Genomic DNA, 17,445 nt, shown 5'->3' on the forward strand with positions numbered 1-17,445 from the left:
CGATCAGCTTCAATTAAAGCTTCATCCGCCGATAAATAATAAAAGGCAAATTCGAAATAACCCCCATAATATAACGCCAGAAAAAAGGATGGTAACTCATTCTTTTTTTCCTCGAAAATGCCTTATAACATGCCCTCGCGCAGTCCTTGGGTGCAGAGGCATAAAAAATCCCGGGCTTTCCAAATGTCTGTGTGGTGTCAATAAAACCAAGGCGCATGATCGTCAATGTCTGGGAGGGCCGGGCGGATTGCTGCAAGCCCTGCAGATATACCTCAACTGCTGCTTTGCTTGCTCCGTATAAGCTATTCTTGCTGCGTCCTCGACAGGCTGCCACCGAACTTAGAAAAATAAGTTCATGCGTGGCTTGTTCCTTGTTCAGATAGCCATAGATGATTTCAAAAGTGCTTGTTATATTCACCTTGGTTAACAAGTTTATATCAGAATAAGCAAGTTCCTGGTTTTCCAGAATTAAACTATGAGCCAGGAATAAACCGAGGTTTTCCTGTCGGGCAAAAAGTTGCAGGCATAATTCCCTGCTGTCATTGGAAAAATCGAAAACTATGGTCTGGCAGGGAATTTTATAGCGCAGCGTATAATCCGCCGCCATAATTTTTAATTCAGCTGCATCACGGGCAATTAAGATTAAAGGGTGTCCCTTGCTTGCCATTAAGTGGCCAAACTCACGGGCGATTGCCGAACTGGCGCCGCTGATAACCCATGTTGTTTTATTCATATACAGATCCCCAATCGTCTTGCCAAATCGGAGCAGGGATGATGGGGAAGCGTAGCGAGAAGTTTTATGAATTTGTCGTGATTAGGATATTGTATTTTAAACTGCTCCGCTGTAAGCAGAATATCTTTTGCCAGGTAAACTTTTCCCTCATGCCTTGTAACCCAATCATTTAAATCCATCACCGCTTGCCTTGCCTGGGGTTGGTTTACATAATCAATAGCAATAGTAAATCCTGGCTGGGTAAAGGAGAGTAAACCTCTGCCGTTTTGACTTAAATACTTTAATACAGCCAGACTCGGCAATGCCTGATATTTTCGGCTAATCAGTAAGCACTGCGTCAGGCATTCCTTTATTAAGGCTTTATCAATTACGGCCTGAAATTGAATCAGTCCTTTCTTTCCATACAGACCACTCCAGTTGCTAATTTTATCGAGGGGGTTATTGAATACAGGAAGAGGAAGAAGCTGTGATTGAGACGAGGAGCGATAATAATAAAACTGATTAAAGAGCTTCATCCCGACACGGTTAATAAGGCGAAAAGGAATTGGCGGGAGCTTATGGGAACGGTATGTCTCTTTATCAACATGCTGCTCATAGTGCGCATAAGAAAGCACGGAGCGCTCAGGATTTAATAAATCGAGCCAGGCGGCCTGGTAGTCAGCGCTGTTCGCCAATTCCAGCATTCTTTGAATCAAGCTATCCCATTGCTGAAATTTTTCATTTTGACTTTTTACAAACTGCGGTGCTTTTTTTAGTTTAAGCCCCACGCGTTTGATAATCCCTGTCAACCCCAATCCGCCAATCGTTGCATAAAACAGATCGGCATTTTCTTTCGGGCTGCAATGAACAGATTCCTGCTGGCACTGCAGTTCCAGCCATTCAATATGCTGGCCCAAGGCGGCTTCCCTGGGATTATTTTTTCCATGGACATCATTAGCTATTCCTCCGGCCAGAGTGGCGCGTAGTGTCCCTGGAATAACCGGAGGAATAAAGTTCGGATCAATGCTGAACAAATCAGCAAACGTAACGCCTCCCTGACAAACCAGTAATCCCGTTACGGAGTCAAAAGAAAGGAAGTGATTAAGCCTGGTAGTATCGAGAATAGAATGCTGGTCATTCAGGCAGCAGTCATTATAACTGGTTCCTGCTCCGCGGGCCAAAATGGAATCTTTTGCAGATAGCTGTAAATCCTCTATCTGTTTTTCCGTGTCTGGACGAAAGCACTTCGATTCTGTCTGCAGATTATGGGCGAAATTGCCAAAAGGCATTAATTTAGGCTGCATTGCTATGGCTATGATAAAAATTAAATTTTGACAGCTTTTCTGCAGAATAACAATTGTTAGTGTAAATGAGGCTTGGAACGCACCCTGGAATACTGGTCTGGAAAGAAGTGCACATTGAGTGCATGGTGTTTACAAATAGTGCGAGATGTTCTATACTCTTAGCAAAATATGCCTGTGAAGGTGGGAATCATATGCCTCAAGATAAATTCAGTTATTTGTTGGACGATAATGACACTCCAAGAAAATTAAGTGATCTGGAAATACTGGGACTTAAACCGGATTTCTTTAAGCAAAACAATAGAAAAGGCCAACCTAAAGACCAGTCGCACCAGTTTGCCCTTTATGCGAAAAAATATCGCGTAAAGTATCACCCTGATCATAACGATAACTCTCCTCGCTCTAACGAAGCAAGCAAACTCATTGGTGCGGCAATCGATCGCATTGCGGCCAATCTACGGCGAAATAATGGAGAATATAAAGAGAAGGACAAAAGCAATGAAGGCTTCGTTCCTGATGTTAATCTGGATGATTTTTTGCAAGAACGTCTCCAAGCCTGCGAATCGGCTCAAGTAGTGATGAACGTTTTGGAAAAGGAAATAAATAATCTGGGTACTCCAGATGAAAATTTAACTATTCCAGACATAGCGAGGCTCTTTGCGAAAAATGCCATATTATCCAGGGTAACCCCTGAGCTTATCAGTTTTGAGCTTGAGCTTTTTGACAAATTGAGTAAAAAGGCAAAAACAGCAGATGATTTGTTTGCAATTGCGATGGTGCATAAACAATTGGATAGTGGTTTGCTTGCCCAATGGGTTGATGTTTATAGGCATTTTATAAAACCTGCTGAAATGGGGCATATTTCTGCTTTACGCCAAGTCGCCAGCTATATGATGTTCGGACAATTTGATGACTATCCTTCAAGCAGTGAGCCATCCTATGGTTTTATGTGGGCTTTGGATTGTTTATACACTTTTCAGCAAACAATTATTCCCGCCCTTGAAGCTTCTAATAATCCGCAAGATCAAGAGCAGGCAAAGCTGCTAAAAGATGATATCGCAAGAACGATAAGGCGTTTTGGAATGACGGAGGTTCCAGCTAAAGGCTCCAAAGAATATGAAAGAATACTGCAATATTTAAAAAATAAAAATCCTGGCTATAAAGAGGATATGGAAAAAAACCTTCCGTTTGGAAGTGCGTCAGAGATAATCAGGGAAAAAAACCCGCGGGTCTGGCAGTTAATGCAGCCAAAAGCTATCGAATCCGCAAAAGATGTCGAACTGCAAAAAGAGGCTCGTTCGACGGCTCCATTCAGTGAAACAGCGCCCCCATCTTCAGACCAACCTGCACCCAAAAAGCAAACCGAACCGGAACCCGGACATGTTGTCAATCCGAAAAAGCCGGATGTACAGGTTCAGCAAACTGCAGCTCAAGACGTTCATCGTGAACAGCAAAATAGTTTCGAGCAACCAGGTAAGGCCGATATATTCGACCGTCTTCTCAAAAAACTTACCGAAATAGATACTCAGGCATCAATGCAATTGCCGCTGCATAGGGTTGTTGTTGAGTTAGAAAAAGCATCTAAATTTTCCTCGCCCGATTACGACACTTTAATTGCAGCAGCAGAAAAGACAGTCGATCTTTTGGAAAAGCCCACCAAGCAGAAAGCTGAGGATTATGTCGAATATGCCAACTCGCTTCAACAAAGTTCTGGATGGCGACGATTGGGTGCTGCAATGAAAGCGCTGGGGACTCTTATTGCTCGATGGTTAGTGGCAGCTGCGACCTTTGGACGAGCTAAGGACACTATGCAAAGTCTTTCCACTACAGCCAAAGAGAGTTGGCAGCAAGCAAAAACAGGCAGGGAAGGTTTATCTCATGCAATGAGACTGTTTGGTGATTCGAAAAAAGCAATGAAGGACGCAGTAAGCGATGAGAAAGCGGCTGATGAGGTTCCTGGTTCACCTGCCAATTCCCCAAGTTCTTCGAGTTAGAGTAACAAGCTAGAAAAGGAATATCATGAGAAAATTGACTGGGAGTGTTTTACTAACAGGATTGTTTTTCCCCATTGTCATTCTCGCAGCTGATCTCCCTACGGTAGTTATCGGTTCTGAAAACTATGATAAAAAGATGTGCATTGAACGTTACACCCAGGATTGTCTTGATAGCGTTTGTATGACTTCCTCTGATACTGATTGTAATGATAAATGTCAATCTGAAGCTGAGGATAAGTGTCAGGATGCAGCTGATGACTAGTCAAGTTTTTGACTAGTCAAGTGGGGTTTGCAAACAAGCTGCTTGGCCAATAAGACTAAAATTCCTGGTTGAAGTCGCATCCCCGCGGCTACACCCCTCAAATCTCCGCTGCGGCCATCCGAATCCCCGCGGCTGCGACCGCAGGGCCCACACGAAGCCAATTTAATGTTAAGCACACTTGTTTATGACTACCTGTTAAACCCTATTTTTTGGCAACATTGAAACTTGTCTGACGACCATGCTGCTCCAACAGACATGGGCCCCCGCGGTCAGTGCCGCGGGGATTCGGACGGGGAAAATATTTGTGTAGATAGATAGCTATGGGCTGCGACCCATAGCTATCTACACAAGCGCATGAGAATTAAAAGCTCTCGAATCCCCGCGGCTGCGACCGCGGGGTCCACACGAAGCCAATTTAATGTTAAGCACACTGGTTTATGACTACCTGTTAAACCCTATTTTTTGGCAACATTGAAACTTGTCTGAGGAGCATGCTGCTCCAACAGACATGGGCCCCGCGGTCGCAGCCGCGGGGATTCGAGGGGCGCAGCCGTGGGGATTCGGATGGTCGCAGCCGCGGGGATTTGGATGGTCTTTGTCGCGGGGATTCGCTAGCTTTATTTCTATGCCATGCCTATGGACTCGTCTCAGGAATCAGAATTAATCTGTCTCCTAATTCTGGCACATTAATTGCTAAAGCAAATTCAGTTTAATGATTAAGCTTGATTTCAGGATAACTCATGGTTGAGAAGGATGTATTATCGCAAGAAGAAATTAATGCCTTGCTAGGCGCTGTAAGCAGCGATAATGCTGATTCATCTGAAGAACCTGGGCAGGATATCCCCGCTGCACAAACCGCCAATAAAACCGAGCATGTTGAAGTCCTCAATTTTGCCAGCCAGGAACGCATTGTACGCGGTGAGCTTCCTGTTCTGGATAAAATCCACGATCGGGCTGCGCGGTATTTTGCCAATGATATCTATCTTTTGATGGCGAAAGAAATTCACATCAAGCAAGAACCCATGGCGGTAGTAAAGCACCGTGAGTTCCTCAGCGCTTTGCCAAACCCCAGTTTAATGACGATTTATCGCTTCAAGCCTTTAAGAGGAAAAGCGCTCATTGTGTTTGACAGCACCTTTGTTTATGACCTGGTGGACTATTATTTCGGCGGCAGCTCCCAATTTTGTGCACAAACCGATAAAACTGATTTCACGGCTGCTGAATTGCGGGTGATGGATATTGTAATAGGAAAACTGGTGCGTAATATCGAACAAGCCTGGGCCCCGATTATTCATCTTGAGCCCATTAGAGTCAATGACGAAACCAACCCTCAACTCGTCCATATCGGGGAACCGGACGAATTATTGTTAGTCAGTAAATTCAGCCTGGATTTTGGAAAGGAGCAGGGCACTTTTGCTTTTATATTGCCCTATTCGATGGTTGAGCCGATTAAACAACAGCTTGAGTTAGGGGCGGCCAGACCAGACGAGGATATCGATCCCAACTGGATCATGTCCCTTAAAGAAGAACTGATGGAAGTGGAATTGACCATCAGTTCAGTGATGGCGCAGACCACCAGTACACTGGGCAAAGTGATGGACTGGAAGGCAGGTGATTTCCTGGCGCTCGAAATGCATGAGGAAGTGACTGTCGATATTGAAGGAACCCCGGCTTTCATCGCCACTGTGGGCAAGGTCAATGATAAAAGAGCATTAAAAATAATCAAAAAAATCAGCTATTAAAGGATTTGTATGAGTGAGAATACAGAAGGTGTCACTGCCAAATTGACACAGGATGCGGCAGGAAGTGCAGAGAGTGAAAAAATGGAAATGATTTTGGATATTCCTGTGACTGTAACAGTGGAAATCGGCCGCACCAAAATGTCTATCCGAAATTTATTACAACTTAACCAGGGTGGGATTGTGGCATTGGATCGCATGGCAGGCGAGCCGCTGGATGTCTTGGTCAACGGAACTTTGGTGGCACATGGTGAGGTGGTTGTTGTAAATGACAAGTTTGGTGTCCGTCTGACGGATATTGTCAGTAAAGCAGAGAGAATTAAGCGTTTAAGATGAAATTACTAGGTAAGGGACTGGCTCTTTTTTTCTTCCTGGCCACTGCTGCACATGCAGCAGGCTCAGGGGAACCGGGTTTAAGTAATGCTGAATTGCTAAGAATTCTCATTGGCTTATTGTTTGTCATTGTATTAATTCTTGCCTTTACCTGGCTGTTAAAACAGTTAAATCGAATGGGAAATTATAAAAACGCTAATCTTGAGGTGATTAGCTCCTCACCTCTAGGCCCGCGCGAAAGAATACTGGTGTTGCGGGCGGGTGCGAGGTATTTATTATTAGGTGTGACCAGCAATAACATCAGTATCCTTTGCGATTTTGGAGAGCAACTTCCATCAGGTTTTGAAAAACAGAAAGAGGCTGGTTTCGCTGACCTTCTTAAAAACGCCCTGAGGACAAAGTCTTAATGAAACGATTTACTTTTGCCCTACTGTTTTTGCTGATTCCTTCCCTTGCCTTCGCGTCTAATCTCTCATTGCCGGCAGTGACGGTCAGCCCTTCTGCCAATGGTGAAACCTATAGCGTCAATTTACAGATTATTCTGTTAATGACACTGTTAAGCGTTATTCCCGGCCTGTTGATGGCGATGACCTCCTTTACGCGTATCATTATTGTCTTATCAATGTTACGCCAGGCGATTGGCTTAGGCCAGACACCCACCAATCAAATTCTGATAGGTATTTCACTTTTTCTGACCTTTTTTGTGATGTGGCCAGTATTTAATCAAATCAATCAGGAAGCCATCCAACCGTACATCAGTGAACAAATTGATTTCCCCCAGGCCTTGAACCGGGCCACGCAACCTTTAAAGCAATTCATGCTCCGGCAAACGCGAAAAAATGATCTGGCCTTATTTGAAAAGTTTGGCAAGGAGCAATTCGCCAATGTGTCTGATATTCCCATGCAGATTGTCATTCCTGCATTTGTGACCAGTGAATTGAAAACCGCTTTTCAAATCGGTTTTATCCTGTTTCTGCCTTTTTTAATTATTGATATGGTAGTGGCTTCCGTGCTGATGGCAATGGGGATGATGATGTTATCCCCCCTTATCATTTCTTTGCCTTTCAAAATAATGCTGTTTGTAATGGTAGATGGCTGGACTCTGGTATTGGGGTCGCTTGCCTCGAGTTTTGCAATGAGCTAGGAGAAAATCATGACAGCCGATTCTGTTTTATCCTTATTCAGCGAAGCTGTTTATGTAATGATTCTCCTGTTGCTGGTTCTGATTGTCCCGGGACTGGTGGTGGGCTTGATTGTCGCCATGTTTCAGGCTGCGACACAAATTAACGAAGCCAGTTTAAGTTTTATTCCCAAGCTGCTGGTTACTTTTTTAGTAATGGTGATAGCAGGCCCTTGGCTATTGAAAACAATGATCAATTACACTGATAACTTATTCAGTAATATTCCTTATTTACTGGATTAATATGGCCATTTCCTACCAAAGCATCATTCTTTATCTAAGCCAGATTATCTGGCCGCTGGCGCGGATATCCGGATTATTTTTAGCAATGCCACTGATTTCTTCAGTATTACTGCCCAGAAGTATCCGCATTATTTTCGCTTTTACTCTGGCTCTGCTGGTCATGCCGTTTATTCCTCAGTCGATGTCTTTTTTATATTTTAAGTTAGACCATCTGTTTTTTCTGATCAATGAATTATTGCTAGGCTTGCTAATGGGCTTCGTGCTGCAATTAGTGTTTCAGATTTTTATTATCGGCGGCCAGATTATTGCCATGCAGGCGGGACTAGGTTTTGCTGTAATGGTTGATCCGGCCAGCAAAGCCAGCGTTCCTTTAGTCAGTCAGCTGTATTTAATAATGGTCAGCCTTTTATTCCTGGCTTTGAATGGCCATCTTGCCTTACTGGAGATCTTTCTTGACAGCTTCAGAATAAAACCAATCGGCCAGTTTAATGTGGGGATTGCCGAGTTTTCTTCAGTACTGGGATTTTCTGCCTGGATGATGAAAGAATCAGTCCTGGTCTCCCTTCCCGCTATTCTTTCGCTGTTACTGGTCAGTCTTGCTTTTGGCGTCATGAGCAGAGTCGCGCCTCAACTTAATTTATTTTCGATTGGATTTCCAATCACCTTGCTGATGGGCTTTATTATTATACGCTTCAGTTTGCCCGGCCTCTTCGATCAAATGGCTGATAGCATTGAGCAGGGTCTAACACTTATCAAAGGGATGTTGCACTGATGGCCGAAGAAGAACAATCCCAGGAAAAAACCGAACAGCCTTCGGCCAAACGTATTCGGGAAGCCAGGGAAAAAGGGCAGGTGCTTCGTTCCAAGGATTTCAATGCGACGCTTATTCTCATTTTCTCAAGCCTGGGCTTTTTACTTTTAGGCCGTCATTTAGCGGATAAATCAAAATCATTAATGCAGCAATCCCTTCATTTCAATCTTGATTTGTTTAAAACTGATGCCGACCTGTTTTATAAAATACGGGAAATCCTGTCCCTGGGAATTGGCATTGGACTGCCCACCCTGTTGCTAATTCTTCTTCTGTCGGTGATTGCCCCTTTACTGATTGGCGGATGGGTCTGCTCCTTTGAAGCAGTGCGGCCACAGCTCTCACGTATGAACCCCATGAAAGGTCTCAAACGTATGGTTTCCCTTAAAGCGATGGTTGAAATGACCAAGTCCTTTCTTAAATTTTTACTCGTCGCATCAGTGGCTCTGATTATTTTACACTGGCAAATCCCATCCCTGATGGCACTGGCCAACTTCTCTGTTGAGACAGCTATTGGCGAAGGGCTTCGAATAATCTCAATTTCCTTTCTGATGGTTTGTTCCTGTTTAATCCTGATTGCGGCTTTGGACGTCCCTTTTCAATGGTATGAGTATCAGAAACAGTTAAAGATGACTCGTCAGGAAGTGAAAGATGAATATAAAGAAACCGAGGGTAAACCTGAGGTTAAAGGGCATATCAGACGAATGCAGCAGGAGATTTCCCGACGGCGTATGATGGCGGAAGTGCCGAAAGCGGACGTCGTGCTAACCAATCCGACACATTTTGCAGTCGCGCTCCAGTATAAACAAAAGGGAAATCGGGCGCCAGTCGTTGTTGCCAAGGGTAAGGACATGATCGCATTCCAGATTAATAAAGTGGCATTGTCCCATAAGGTTCCCATCCTGTCCTTGCCGCCGCTAACCAGGGCAATTTATTTTTCGACCGGTCTGAATAAGGAAATCCCGAGAGGCTTATATGTAGCAGTGGCACAAGTCCTGGCCTACATTTTCCAATTAAAAAATCGTCAATATTATGAACGGCAACCGTCAACATTAAACGATTTACCTATCCCAGAGGAACTAAGACGCAGCGAGGAGGGCAACTGATGAATTCCTGGTTACAAACGATTAAATTATGGATTAATCAGGGGCTTGGCACACCGTTAATGATGGTGATCATGCTTAGTATGATGATGCTTCCATTACCAGCCTTTCTGTTAGATATTTTTTTCACCTTCAACATCGCCTTATCGCTTATCGTACTACTCGCGGTTATTTACAGTGAACGTCCGCTGGATCTGGCGGTATTTCCAACCGTCATTCTTATTGCCACATTGCTTCGCCTTGCGTTAAACGTCGCTTCTACACGCATTGTCTTGCTGAATGGCCAAAACGGAACAGATGCTGCCGGCCAGGTTATCCAGTCCTTTGGTGAGGTGGTTATTGGCGGCAATTATGCAGTAGGGCTAGTGGTTTTTATTATTCTGGTCGTCATTAATTTTGTCGTTGTCACTAAGGGGGCCGGAAGAGTTTCAGAAGTGAGCGCACGCTTCACCTTAGACTCTTTACCAGGAAAGCAAATGGCAATTGATGCTGATTTAAACGCGGGACTGATTAATCAGGAGCAGGCGGTTAAACGCCGGGCGGAAGTGGCACAAGAAGCCGATTTCTATGGATCGATGGATGGAGCCAGCAAGTTTGTACGCGGAGATGCGATTGCCGGTATTTTAATCCTGCTGATTAATATGATCGGCGGCTTGATCATTGGTGTTTTGCAGCATGGCATGTCTTTAAATGATGCTTTGCACAATTACATTTTACTAACCATCGGTGACGGCCTGGTGGCACAGGTGCCCTCGCTGGTGCTTTCAACCGCAGCGGCAATTATCGTTACCCGTGTATCCAGCGCGCAAAACATGAGTCAGGCTTTAGTCAAACAAGTGTTTGGCCAGCCCAAGGCGCTGATTATCTCGGCGGGTATAATTGGCCTGATAGGTCTGGTGCCGGGTATGCCGCATATTGCCTTTCTGCTATTAGCAGGGGGAATAGGGACTATGGCTTATCTTTTAATTCGGGGCAATCAGGAAAAAGCGAAAAGGGATAAGCTGGTAGAGGCGGCGCTCGAGCCGGCAAGAGATAATTTACTGGCTTCCGAATTAAGCTGGGATGATGTTAACCCGGTGGATGTCATTGGACTAGAAGTGGGGTATCGCCTTATCCCACTGGTTGATAGTACTCAGGGCGGCGTACTGTTATCCAGAATAAAAGGGGTAAGGAAAAAGATTTCCCAGGAATTGGGCTTTTTGATTCCAACCGTGCATATCCGGGATAATCTGGATCTGAAACCCAATCACTATCGCATTAGTCTGGCCGGTGTAATTATGGGCGAAGCCCCTGTGTTTAATGATCGGTTACTGGCAATCAATCCTGGTCAGGTTTTTGGAGAGCTGGATGGACAGGCTACCCGCGATCCGGCCTTTGGATTGGATGCAGTTTGGATTAATGAGGGTCAAAAAGAACTGGCTCATACTTATGGTTATACCGTAGTGGATGCTTCAACCGTAATCGCCACACACCTGAGTCAAATCCTGGAGCAGAATAGCCAGCAGCTATTAGGTTACGAGGAAACTCAGCAGCTGCTCGATAAATTATCATTGTCTTCCCCAAAACTGGTTAAAGAACTGGTGCCTGATAATTTATCGCTGGGAGCGGTCAATAAGGTACTCCAAGGATTGCTTATTGAGCATATCCCCTTAACTGACATCCGTACTATCGTCGAGACCCTGGCGGAGGCGGCCTTAAAATCGAAAGATCCAGATTACCTGATTGCACAGGTCAGAGTTTCCCTGTCGCGTCTGATAACTCAGAAAATGAGCGGTTTGGATGAAGAATTGCAAATTATTACGCTCAAGCCTGAGCTGGAACAATTATTGCAGCATTCACTGCAAAATAGTAATGGACAAAACGTTAGCTTTGAACCAGGTATGGCAGATAAAATACAACAAGCCTTACTGGGGTTTGCCAATCAGCAACAAGCGCGTCAGCAATTGGCCGTTTTAGTAGTCCAGCCGGGGATTCGATCCATCCTGGCACGTTTTGTGCGTAATATTTCCAGTAATCTGCATGTAATGTCCTATCAGGAAATACCGGATAACAAACAGATTAGAATAGTGGGTACAGTTGGATAATAAGGGATTTTTATGAAAATAAAACGTTTCACCGCAACAGATACACGCTCCGCTATGCAGCAGATCAAATCCGTTTTTGGGCCTGATGCAGTTATTTTATCCAGTTCAAAAGTGGACAATGGTGTGGAGATTGTGGCTGCTATTGATTTCGATGAAACAATTCTAAGCCCTGAAGCTGCTCTATCCACTGTCGAACGCAGCGAGCCAGCTGCAGCAGTGTCTTCCCCCCTGGATGAAATGAAGCAGGAAATCCAGACCTTAAGGGGTATGCTGGAGGCACAGTTGCGGGGAACAGTTGGCAGGCAAGAGCCTCTTCATACTATTCTGATGCAAAAACTGCTCTACCTTGGCGCCAGTCAATTAACAGCATCATCACTGATAGCGCATATCAATCCTGCGCTTAACCAGCAGAGTGCCTGGCAGGAACTCTTGGGGCGTTTCTCCGAGACATTGCCTATTTTTGACAGTCGACGCATAGAAGAAGGAGGCATATATGCCTTCGTTGGGCCAACCGGCGTTGGCAAAACAACAACACTGGCAAAGATTGCCGCCCGGTTTGTTCTGCGTTTTGGCGCTGACAAACTCGGTTTGATTACCATGGATACCTATAGAATAGCTGCTCAGGAGCAGTTAATTGTCTACGGAAAAATTCTGGGTGTGCCGGTTTGTGTGGCTCATGATGAACTGTCTTTATCCAGGGTCATCAGCCAGCTTAATGATAAAAAACTTATTTTAATTGATACTGCAGGGATGAATCCTGCGGATGAGCGTGTAGGCAGGCAAATGGATCTGCTAAGCAGCCATCTCCATTCAATTTCTACGGTATTGGTATTGCCTGCAACCAGTCATTATCAGGTCATCATTGAAGCCATTAAACGTTACCAGGCCAGCCGCGTGGAGCAGTGTGTAGTTACAAAGCTGGATGAATGTCTGGCCCTGGGAGGGGTATTGAGCGCTATTGCCGAAACCGGTATTGGTGTCAGTTATGTAACGAATGGGCAACGAGTGCCGGAAGATATCAAACTGGCAACCCGTTATCAGCTAATCGAACAGTTTGCCGAGCAGGAGCAACGCATCAACGAATATAACAATGCGGCCCAAACGATTCAGAGTGCTGCGAGGAGGTTTTATGTCGAAGATTGAGCAGGCTATTGATGATCAGGCTGCGGGTTTACGAAATATTAGCCGTTCAAAACCGGTCAAGGTGATTGCTGTATCCGCTGGAAAAGGCGGTGTTGGTAAAAGCAATGTCTCTGTCAATCTGGCTGTAGCGCTTGCGCAGATGAATAAGAAAGTGCTGTTGCTGGATGCTGATCTGGGACTGGCCAATATTGATATCATGCTTGGTTTACACACCAAATTTAATTTATCGCATGTCATTCAGGGGATATGCCATCTGGCAGATATCCTGTTAACCGGCCCCTATGACATTCGTATTGTTCCTGCTGCCTCAGGTACCGATTACATGACCCAGCTAAGCCCCAGTGAGCATGCTGGTATTATTGATGCCTTTAATGAACTAACGGATGATTTTGATTATATGATTATTGATACGGCGGCAGGCATTTCAGATACTGTTCTGAGCTTTGTCCGGTCTTCACAGGAAGTGGTTGTGGTTGTTTGTGACGAACCGACTTCATTGACTGACGCGTATGCTTTAATCAAAGTAATGAGCAAACGTTATGAGTGGAGCCATTTCCATATCCTTGCGAATATGGTGAGAAATTTACGCGAAGGACGTGAGTTATTTAACAAACTTTACCGCGTCGCAGAACAGTTTCTGGATGTCAGTCTGGATTATCTTGGAGCAATCCCCTTTGATGAAAGAGTGCATGAAGCGGTAAAAAAACAGAAAGCAGTGCTTGCGGCATTCCCGGACTCGAATGCTTCGAAAGCATTTAGAAACCTGGCAAAAAATGTTGAAAAATGGCCATTTAAACCTGTATTGGGAGGCAATACCAGCTTTTTTCTGGAGCGTTTGGTAGCCGGTGAACATTAGGATCTGTCCTGAAAAGGAATTTTTCAATAAGAAAAATAAGGAGACAGTCGTGGATGCTTTGGCAGCTTACGGCAAGGTAAATCAGCAAACCCAGGAAACTCTGGTGAAAGCGCATGCCATTATGGTTAAACGAATTGCGCATCATCTGATGGTTCGTTTACCGCAAACGGTGCAGCTCGATGATCTCATCCAGGCAGGAATGCTGGGGCTACTCGAAGCTGTCAGGCATTATGATTCTACTAAAGGAGCTTCCTTTGAAACCTATGCCGGTATCCGGATCCGCGGGCATATGTTAGATGAAGTGCGCCGCAATGACTGGGTGCCAAGATCGGTTTATCGCAATGGGAGAATGATTTCTGAAGCGGTCAAGCAGGTCGAGAACCGCCTGGGGCGTGAAGCCAAAGACAGCGAGGTTGCAGCAGAGCTGAATTTAAAGCTTGATGAATATTATGAAATGCTGCAGGACTCGGCGGGCAGTCAGTTATATGGATTTGATGATTTGGGTGTCACCGAAGATGTATTAAAGGGTGAGGGCTATCAAAGCGAACCGCATACGCATGTTATTCAGGAAGACATGCTGGCAAGACTGACTCATATTATTGAAGGTTTGCCGAAAAAAGAACGGCTGGTTTTATCCCTGTATTATGAGCAGGATTTGAATCTAAAGGAGATCGGGGAGGTCTTGGGCGTCAGTGAATCGCGTGTTTCACAGATACACACTCAAGCGACTCTTCGTATCAGGGCACGCCTGTCAACAGAAGAATAGGTAATTATGGATGGTTTAACATTTCTGGGCTTAATCACCGGTTTTACGGCGATTATTATCGGCCAAATGTTTGAGGGCGGCAGTCTGGCTTCCCTCATGAATTTCCCGGCGCTATTTATTGTCATGGGAGGCACTTTGGGTGCTGTTATGGTGCAAACTCCATGGAACACCTTTAAAAGGGCATTTAAAATTTTCCCCTGGATATTTTCCCCGCCGAAAAATTCTTTTGAGAAAAGCAAAGATCAACTGATTGATTTAGCGCGGAAAGCGAGACAACACGGGCTTCTAACACTTGAGCAGCATATGGAGACTGAAAATAATCCCCTGATGCGTCAGGGCCTGGAGTTGTTAGTCATTGGTGTGGACAAAATTACTATCCGCAATGTGCTTGAATCAGAAGTGGACCGCAGGGAGGATTATGATCTTCGTGCTGCGCATGTATTTGAGAGTATGGGAGGATATAGCCCTACAATCGGAATCCTCGGAGCCGTCCTGGGATTGATCCAGGTGATGCGTAATCTGGCCGATCCCGCTGAGCTAGGAGTGGGTATTGCTGTAGCATTCGTTGCCACTATTTATGGAGTCGGTTTAGCCAATCTTGTTTTCCTTCCAATTGCCAATAAACTGAAGTGCTGTATAGCCAATCAAATTCACCATGATGAGATGCTGGTGGAGGGGCTCGTAGCTATGGCCGGTGGAGAAAGCCCGAATATGCTAAACTTAAAGCTAAACAACTATGGACTCCATCAAGAGAATGCGCGGAAGAAAAGCAAAAAAGATTGAAAAAGAAGATACACATCGCTGGATGGTTTCCTATGCTGATTTCATTACGCTGCTATTTGCTTTTTTTGTGGTCATGTATGCGATATCTTCCGTCAACGTTTCCAAGTATAAAAGCCTCGCCGATGGAATGCAGTCTGCTTTTAATCAGAACGGTAAACAGAAAGCCCCTATGGATAATAAAAAAGACGGGCAACTGGGCGGCACATTAGACATCGATGCTTTTAATGATCTAGAACAAAAACTGGCTGAGTTACAGGACTCTGATTACAGTGCTAACAGGCAGAATGGTTGGATTGAACTGGATATAAAGGCAGAAGCGCTTTTTGACAGCGGTAGCGCCGAGTTACGTCCGCTCGCTGTTATAAAGCTGATGAAAGTGGCCAATATACTGAAGAAAGTTTCCTTTCCTGTTGCATTGGAAGGCTATACTGACAATCTTCCCATCAGTACTCCGCAATATCCTTCAAACTGGGAGCTGTCGGCGGCAAGAGCGGCTGCTGTTGCCAGAATTCTGACTACCTATGGTGTTGATCCTGGACGTATTACGGTTACCGGATATGGGGAGCAATTCCCGGTTGCCGAAAATAACTCGGATGACGGCCGAGCGAAGAATCGACGGGTTAATCTTATTATTGCCAAAGATAAAACCATCCCCCGCCTTTTAAACCCGGCAGAGGGCAAAAATCAATTTAGTGTTGAGACTAATCAAAAAAACAATGAGCCACCCCTTTCATTACAACCCAAAACTGATATGGTAATACCATTAGTCAAGGAGACACCATGATGTTAATCGTCAGTTGCGGCTTACTCATTTCCTGCTTTTTGGGCTTACTCTTATTGAAACAGAGAAAGCAAACCTCTCAGTTATTTATTCGGCTTGAACAACTCAGCAAATCAGTTGAACGCTATCATTCGGAGCAGACTGCATTGGTTAATGCCGATTTGGTTTTTGCCAAACAATTAGCGGAATTAAATCGTCAGTTAGGAAGTATTGAATCACAGGTTCAGAAAATTGAAAACAAACGAAACAATGACGGTGGTTATCAGCATGCCCTGCGCATTTTGCAAATGGGCGGGGATAAAGAGGAGATCATTGATAATTGCCATTTATCCAATGCAGAAGCAGAGTTACTCATGAATTTGCATGCTTACAGGGAAGCGATAAAGACTTCGGAACAGGTTTGAGTGCTGCTGGAATGGATCCCGCGGTCTGAGCCGCGGGAATTCGATAGACGGGGAGGGCTATCGTCTCCCGCGGAGGCGCGCTACCGTATCCCGCGGCTTCGACCATCTGAATCCCACGGCTGCGACCATCCGAATCCCCACGGCTTCGACCCATCCGAATCCCCGCGGCGTTGACCGCGGGACCCATCCATCCATCATTTCGGAGCTGGCCCAGACCCCGGTGCTTCCTCAACATCCGGCTTCTTCAAATTATCCAGCGCACCTCGCATGGAACTTGCTGGATTGAATGATGGGATTTCAGAAAGCGTCTTTAGGGCTTTAGTATACATAGCCTGGGGATTTTCCTGATTAGCAATTTCTATCGCCGCCTTGATTTCCTCAATAGTCCCTTGATAGAGCTGGCCATCGCCGCAGGAGAAAACTGCAAAGCCTGTGGGTTTGTTATCCTGCATTTGCATAGCGAGGAATTCCAGCTTTTTGGCAGCCTGCTCAGTGAAAAAGTTAACTGCGGCCTCATGCGAAGGGAAAACCATACTGCCGTCTTCTTCCAGCTCACGACCGAAATCCTGCTTGAATTGCTCAGCAATTTTTTCCCAGTCTTCATCATTTATGGAGTGCTTTTTAATCGTGACAGGTTCTGGCGCTGCTTCTTCCTCGGTTTTTTTCTTTTTATCCGGCTCAGGTACAGCCCCTTCCTGCAAGGCGGCCTGCCTTTGCGCTTCCGCTTCTCTTGCCTGGGCTGCCGCACGTTCGGCTTCAAGTTGCTCTTTATGTTTCTGGGTTTTAGCTTTGGTCATCTTTATCTCCAATCTCGATAAGGAGTATAATATTCTGTCATTAAGTCCTGGAATGATAACATAGTTTGCAAGCTTATCGCCTGGGGAAAAATGTTAAGTTCCTGTTAAATTCTATTTAATATCTATTCTAAAATTGTAGTCTTAAAATACAACTAT

The 17,445-nt window shown here is 45.0% G+C and carries 19 protein-coding genes; 16 read left to right on the forward strand and 3 right to left on the reverse strand.

Annotated features, from left to right (window positions below; genetic code table 11):
• Nucleotides 1-13: 13 nt before the first annotated feature.
• Complete coding sequence (locus DYH42_RS05180) at nt 14-733, reverse strand: SDR family NAD(P)-dependent oxidoreductase (RefSeq protein WP_058524614.1); 720 nt, start codon at nt 731-733, stop codon at nt 14-16.
• Entirely contained in the window at nt 730-2,001 is a 1,272-nt protein-coding gene (locus DYH42_RS05185) for an FAD-binding oxidoreductase (RefSeq protein WP_244923630.1), read from the reverse strand. The genes DYH42_RS05180 and DYH42_RS05185 overlap by 4 nt, the downstream gene beginning before the upstream one ends.
• A gap of 206 nt (nt 2,002-2,207) precedes the next feature.
• On the opposite strand from DYH42_RS05185, the gene DYH42_RS05190 reads away from it, so the two are divergent.
• The 16 genes from DYH42_RS05190 to DYH42_RS05270 all read left to right on the forward strand — a co-directional run bounded on the left by DYH42_RS05190 (nt 2,208) and on the right by DYH42_RS05270 (nt 16,492).
• Nucleotides 2,208-4,007: a hypothetical protein gene (locus tag DYH42_RS05190; protein WP_058524612.1), complete on the forward strand. Its 1,800-nt coding sequence runs from the start codon at nt 2,208-2,210 to the stop codon at nt 4,005-4,007.
• A gap of 25 nt (nt 4,008-4,032) precedes the next feature.
• Entirely contained in the window at nt 4,033-4,269 is a 237-nt protein-coding gene (locus DYH42_RS05195; RefSeq protein WP_058524611.1) for a hypothetical protein, read from the forward strand.
• A gap of 740 nt (nt 4,270-5,009) precedes the next feature.
• Nucleotides 5,010-6,011 (forward strand): flagellar motor switch protein FliM, encoded by a 1,002-nt coding sequence (fliM, locus tag DYH42_RS05205; RefSeq protein WP_058524609.1) that lies wholly within the window; start codon nt 5,010-5,012, stop codon nt 6,009-6,011.
• Nucleotides 6,012-6,020: 9 nt separating this feature from the next.
• Nucleotides 6,021-6,344 carry a flagellar motor switch protein FliN gene (gene fliN / locus DYH42_RS05210; RefSeq protein ID WP_058524608.1) on the forward strand — a complete coding sequence of 108 codons (324 nt, stop codon included), beginning with the start codon at nt 6,021-6,023 and terminating at the stop codon, nt 6,342-6,344.
• Nucleotides 6,341-6,748: a flagellar biosynthetic protein FliO gene (gene fliO / locus DYH42_RS05215; protein WP_058524607.1), complete on the forward strand. Its 408-nt coding sequence runs from the start codon at nt 6,341-6,343 to the stop codon at nt 6,746-6,748. Before fliN ends, fliO begins: the two co-directional genes overlap by 4 nt.
• Complete coding sequence (fliP, locus tag DYH42_RS05220) at nt 6,748-7,485, forward strand: flagellar type III secretion system pore protein FliP (RefSeq protein ID WP_058524606.1); 738 nt, start codon at nt 6,748-6,750, stop codon at nt 7,483-7,485. The genes fliO and fliP overlap by 1 nt, the downstream gene beginning before the upstream one ends.
• Before the next feature lie 9 nt (nt 7,486-7,494).
• Nucleotides 7,495-7,764 carry a flagellar biosynthesis protein FliQ gene (fliQ, locus tag DYH42_RS05225; RefSeq protein ID WP_058524605.1) on the forward strand — a complete coding sequence of 90 codons (270 nt, stop codon included), beginning with the start codon at nt 7,495-7,497 and terminating at the stop codon, nt 7,762-7,764.
• 1 nt (nt 7,765) lies between these two features.
• Nucleotides 7,766-8,536 (forward strand): flagellar biosynthetic protein FliR, encoded by a 771-nt coding sequence (gene fliR, locus DYH42_RS05230; RefSeq protein ID WP_058524604.1) that lies wholly within the window; start codon nt 7,766-7,768, stop codon nt 8,534-8,536.
• Nucleotides 8,536-9,678 (forward strand): flagellar biosynthesis protein FlhB, encoded by a 1,143-nt coding sequence (flhB, locus tag DYH42_RS05235; protein WP_058524603.1) that lies wholly within the window; start codon nt 8,536-8,538, stop codon nt 9,676-9,678. Before fliR ends, flhB begins: the two co-directional genes overlap by 1 nt.
• Entirely contained in the window at nt 9,678-11,759 is a 2,082-nt protein-coding gene (flhA, locus tag DYH42_RS05240) for a flagellar biosynthesis protein FlhA (protein WP_058524602.1), read from the forward strand. The genes flhB and flhA overlap by 1 nt, the downstream gene beginning before the upstream one ends.
• A gap of 12 nt (nt 11,760-11,771) precedes the next feature.
• A complete protein-coding gene (flhF, locus tag DYH42_RS05245) occupies nt 11,772-12,902 on the forward strand; it encodes a flagellar biosynthesis GTPase FlhF (RefSeq protein ID WP_058524601.1) in 1,131 nt (376 codons plus the stop codon).
• Nucleotides 12,889-13,758 carry a MinD/ParA family protein gene (locus DYH42_RS05250; protein WP_058524600.1) on the forward strand — a complete coding sequence of 290 codons (870 nt, stop codon included), beginning with the start codon at nt 12,889-12,891 and terminating at the stop codon, nt 13,756-13,758. Before flhF ends, DYH42_RS05250 begins: the two co-directional genes overlap by 14 nt.
• A gap of 49 nt (nt 13,759-13,807) precedes the next feature.
• Complete coding sequence (locus tag DYH42_RS05255; RefSeq protein WP_058524599.1) at nt 13,808-14,524, forward strand: RNA polymerase sigma factor FliA; 717 nt, start codon at nt 13,808-13,810, stop codon at nt 14,522-14,524.
• A gap of 6 nt (nt 14,525-14,530) precedes the next feature.
• Nucleotides 14,531-15,307, forward strand: coding sequence for a flagellar motor protein (locus tag DYH42_RS05260; protein WP_058524598.1), 777 nt, complete (start codon nt 14,531-14,533; stop codon nt 15,305-15,307).
• Nucleotides 15,261-16,091, forward strand: coding sequence for a flagellar motor protein MotB (locus DYH42_RS05265; protein ID WP_115316962.1), 831 nt, complete (start codon nt 15,261-15,263; stop codon nt 16,089-16,091). The genes DYH42_RS05260 and DYH42_RS05265 overlap by 47 nt, the downstream gene beginning before the upstream one ends.
• Nucleotides 16,088-16,492, forward strand: coding sequence for a DUF2802 domain-containing protein (locus tag DYH42_RS05270; RefSeq protein ID WP_065232850.1), 405 nt, complete (start codon nt 16,088-16,090; stop codon nt 16,490-16,492). The genes DYH42_RS05265 and DYH42_RS05270 overlap by 4 nt, the downstream gene beginning before the upstream one ends.
• A 194-nt stretch (nt 16,493-16,686) precedes the next feature.
• On the opposite strand, the gene DYH42_RS05275 is transcribed toward DYH42_RS05270, so the two are convergent.
• Nucleotides 16,687-17,289, reverse strand: a complete 603-nt coding sequence (locus DYH42_RS05275; protein WP_058524597.1) for a hypothetical protein — start codon at nt 17,287-17,289, stop codon at nt 16,687-16,689.
• Nucleotides 17,290-17,445 lie beyond the last annotated feature (156 nt).

Origin of the sequence: Legionella birminghamensis, from assembly GCF_900452515.1 — a bacterium.
GTDB lineage: Bacteria > Pseudomonadota > Gammaproteobacteria > Legionellales > Legionellaceae > Legionella_C > Legionella_C birminghamensis.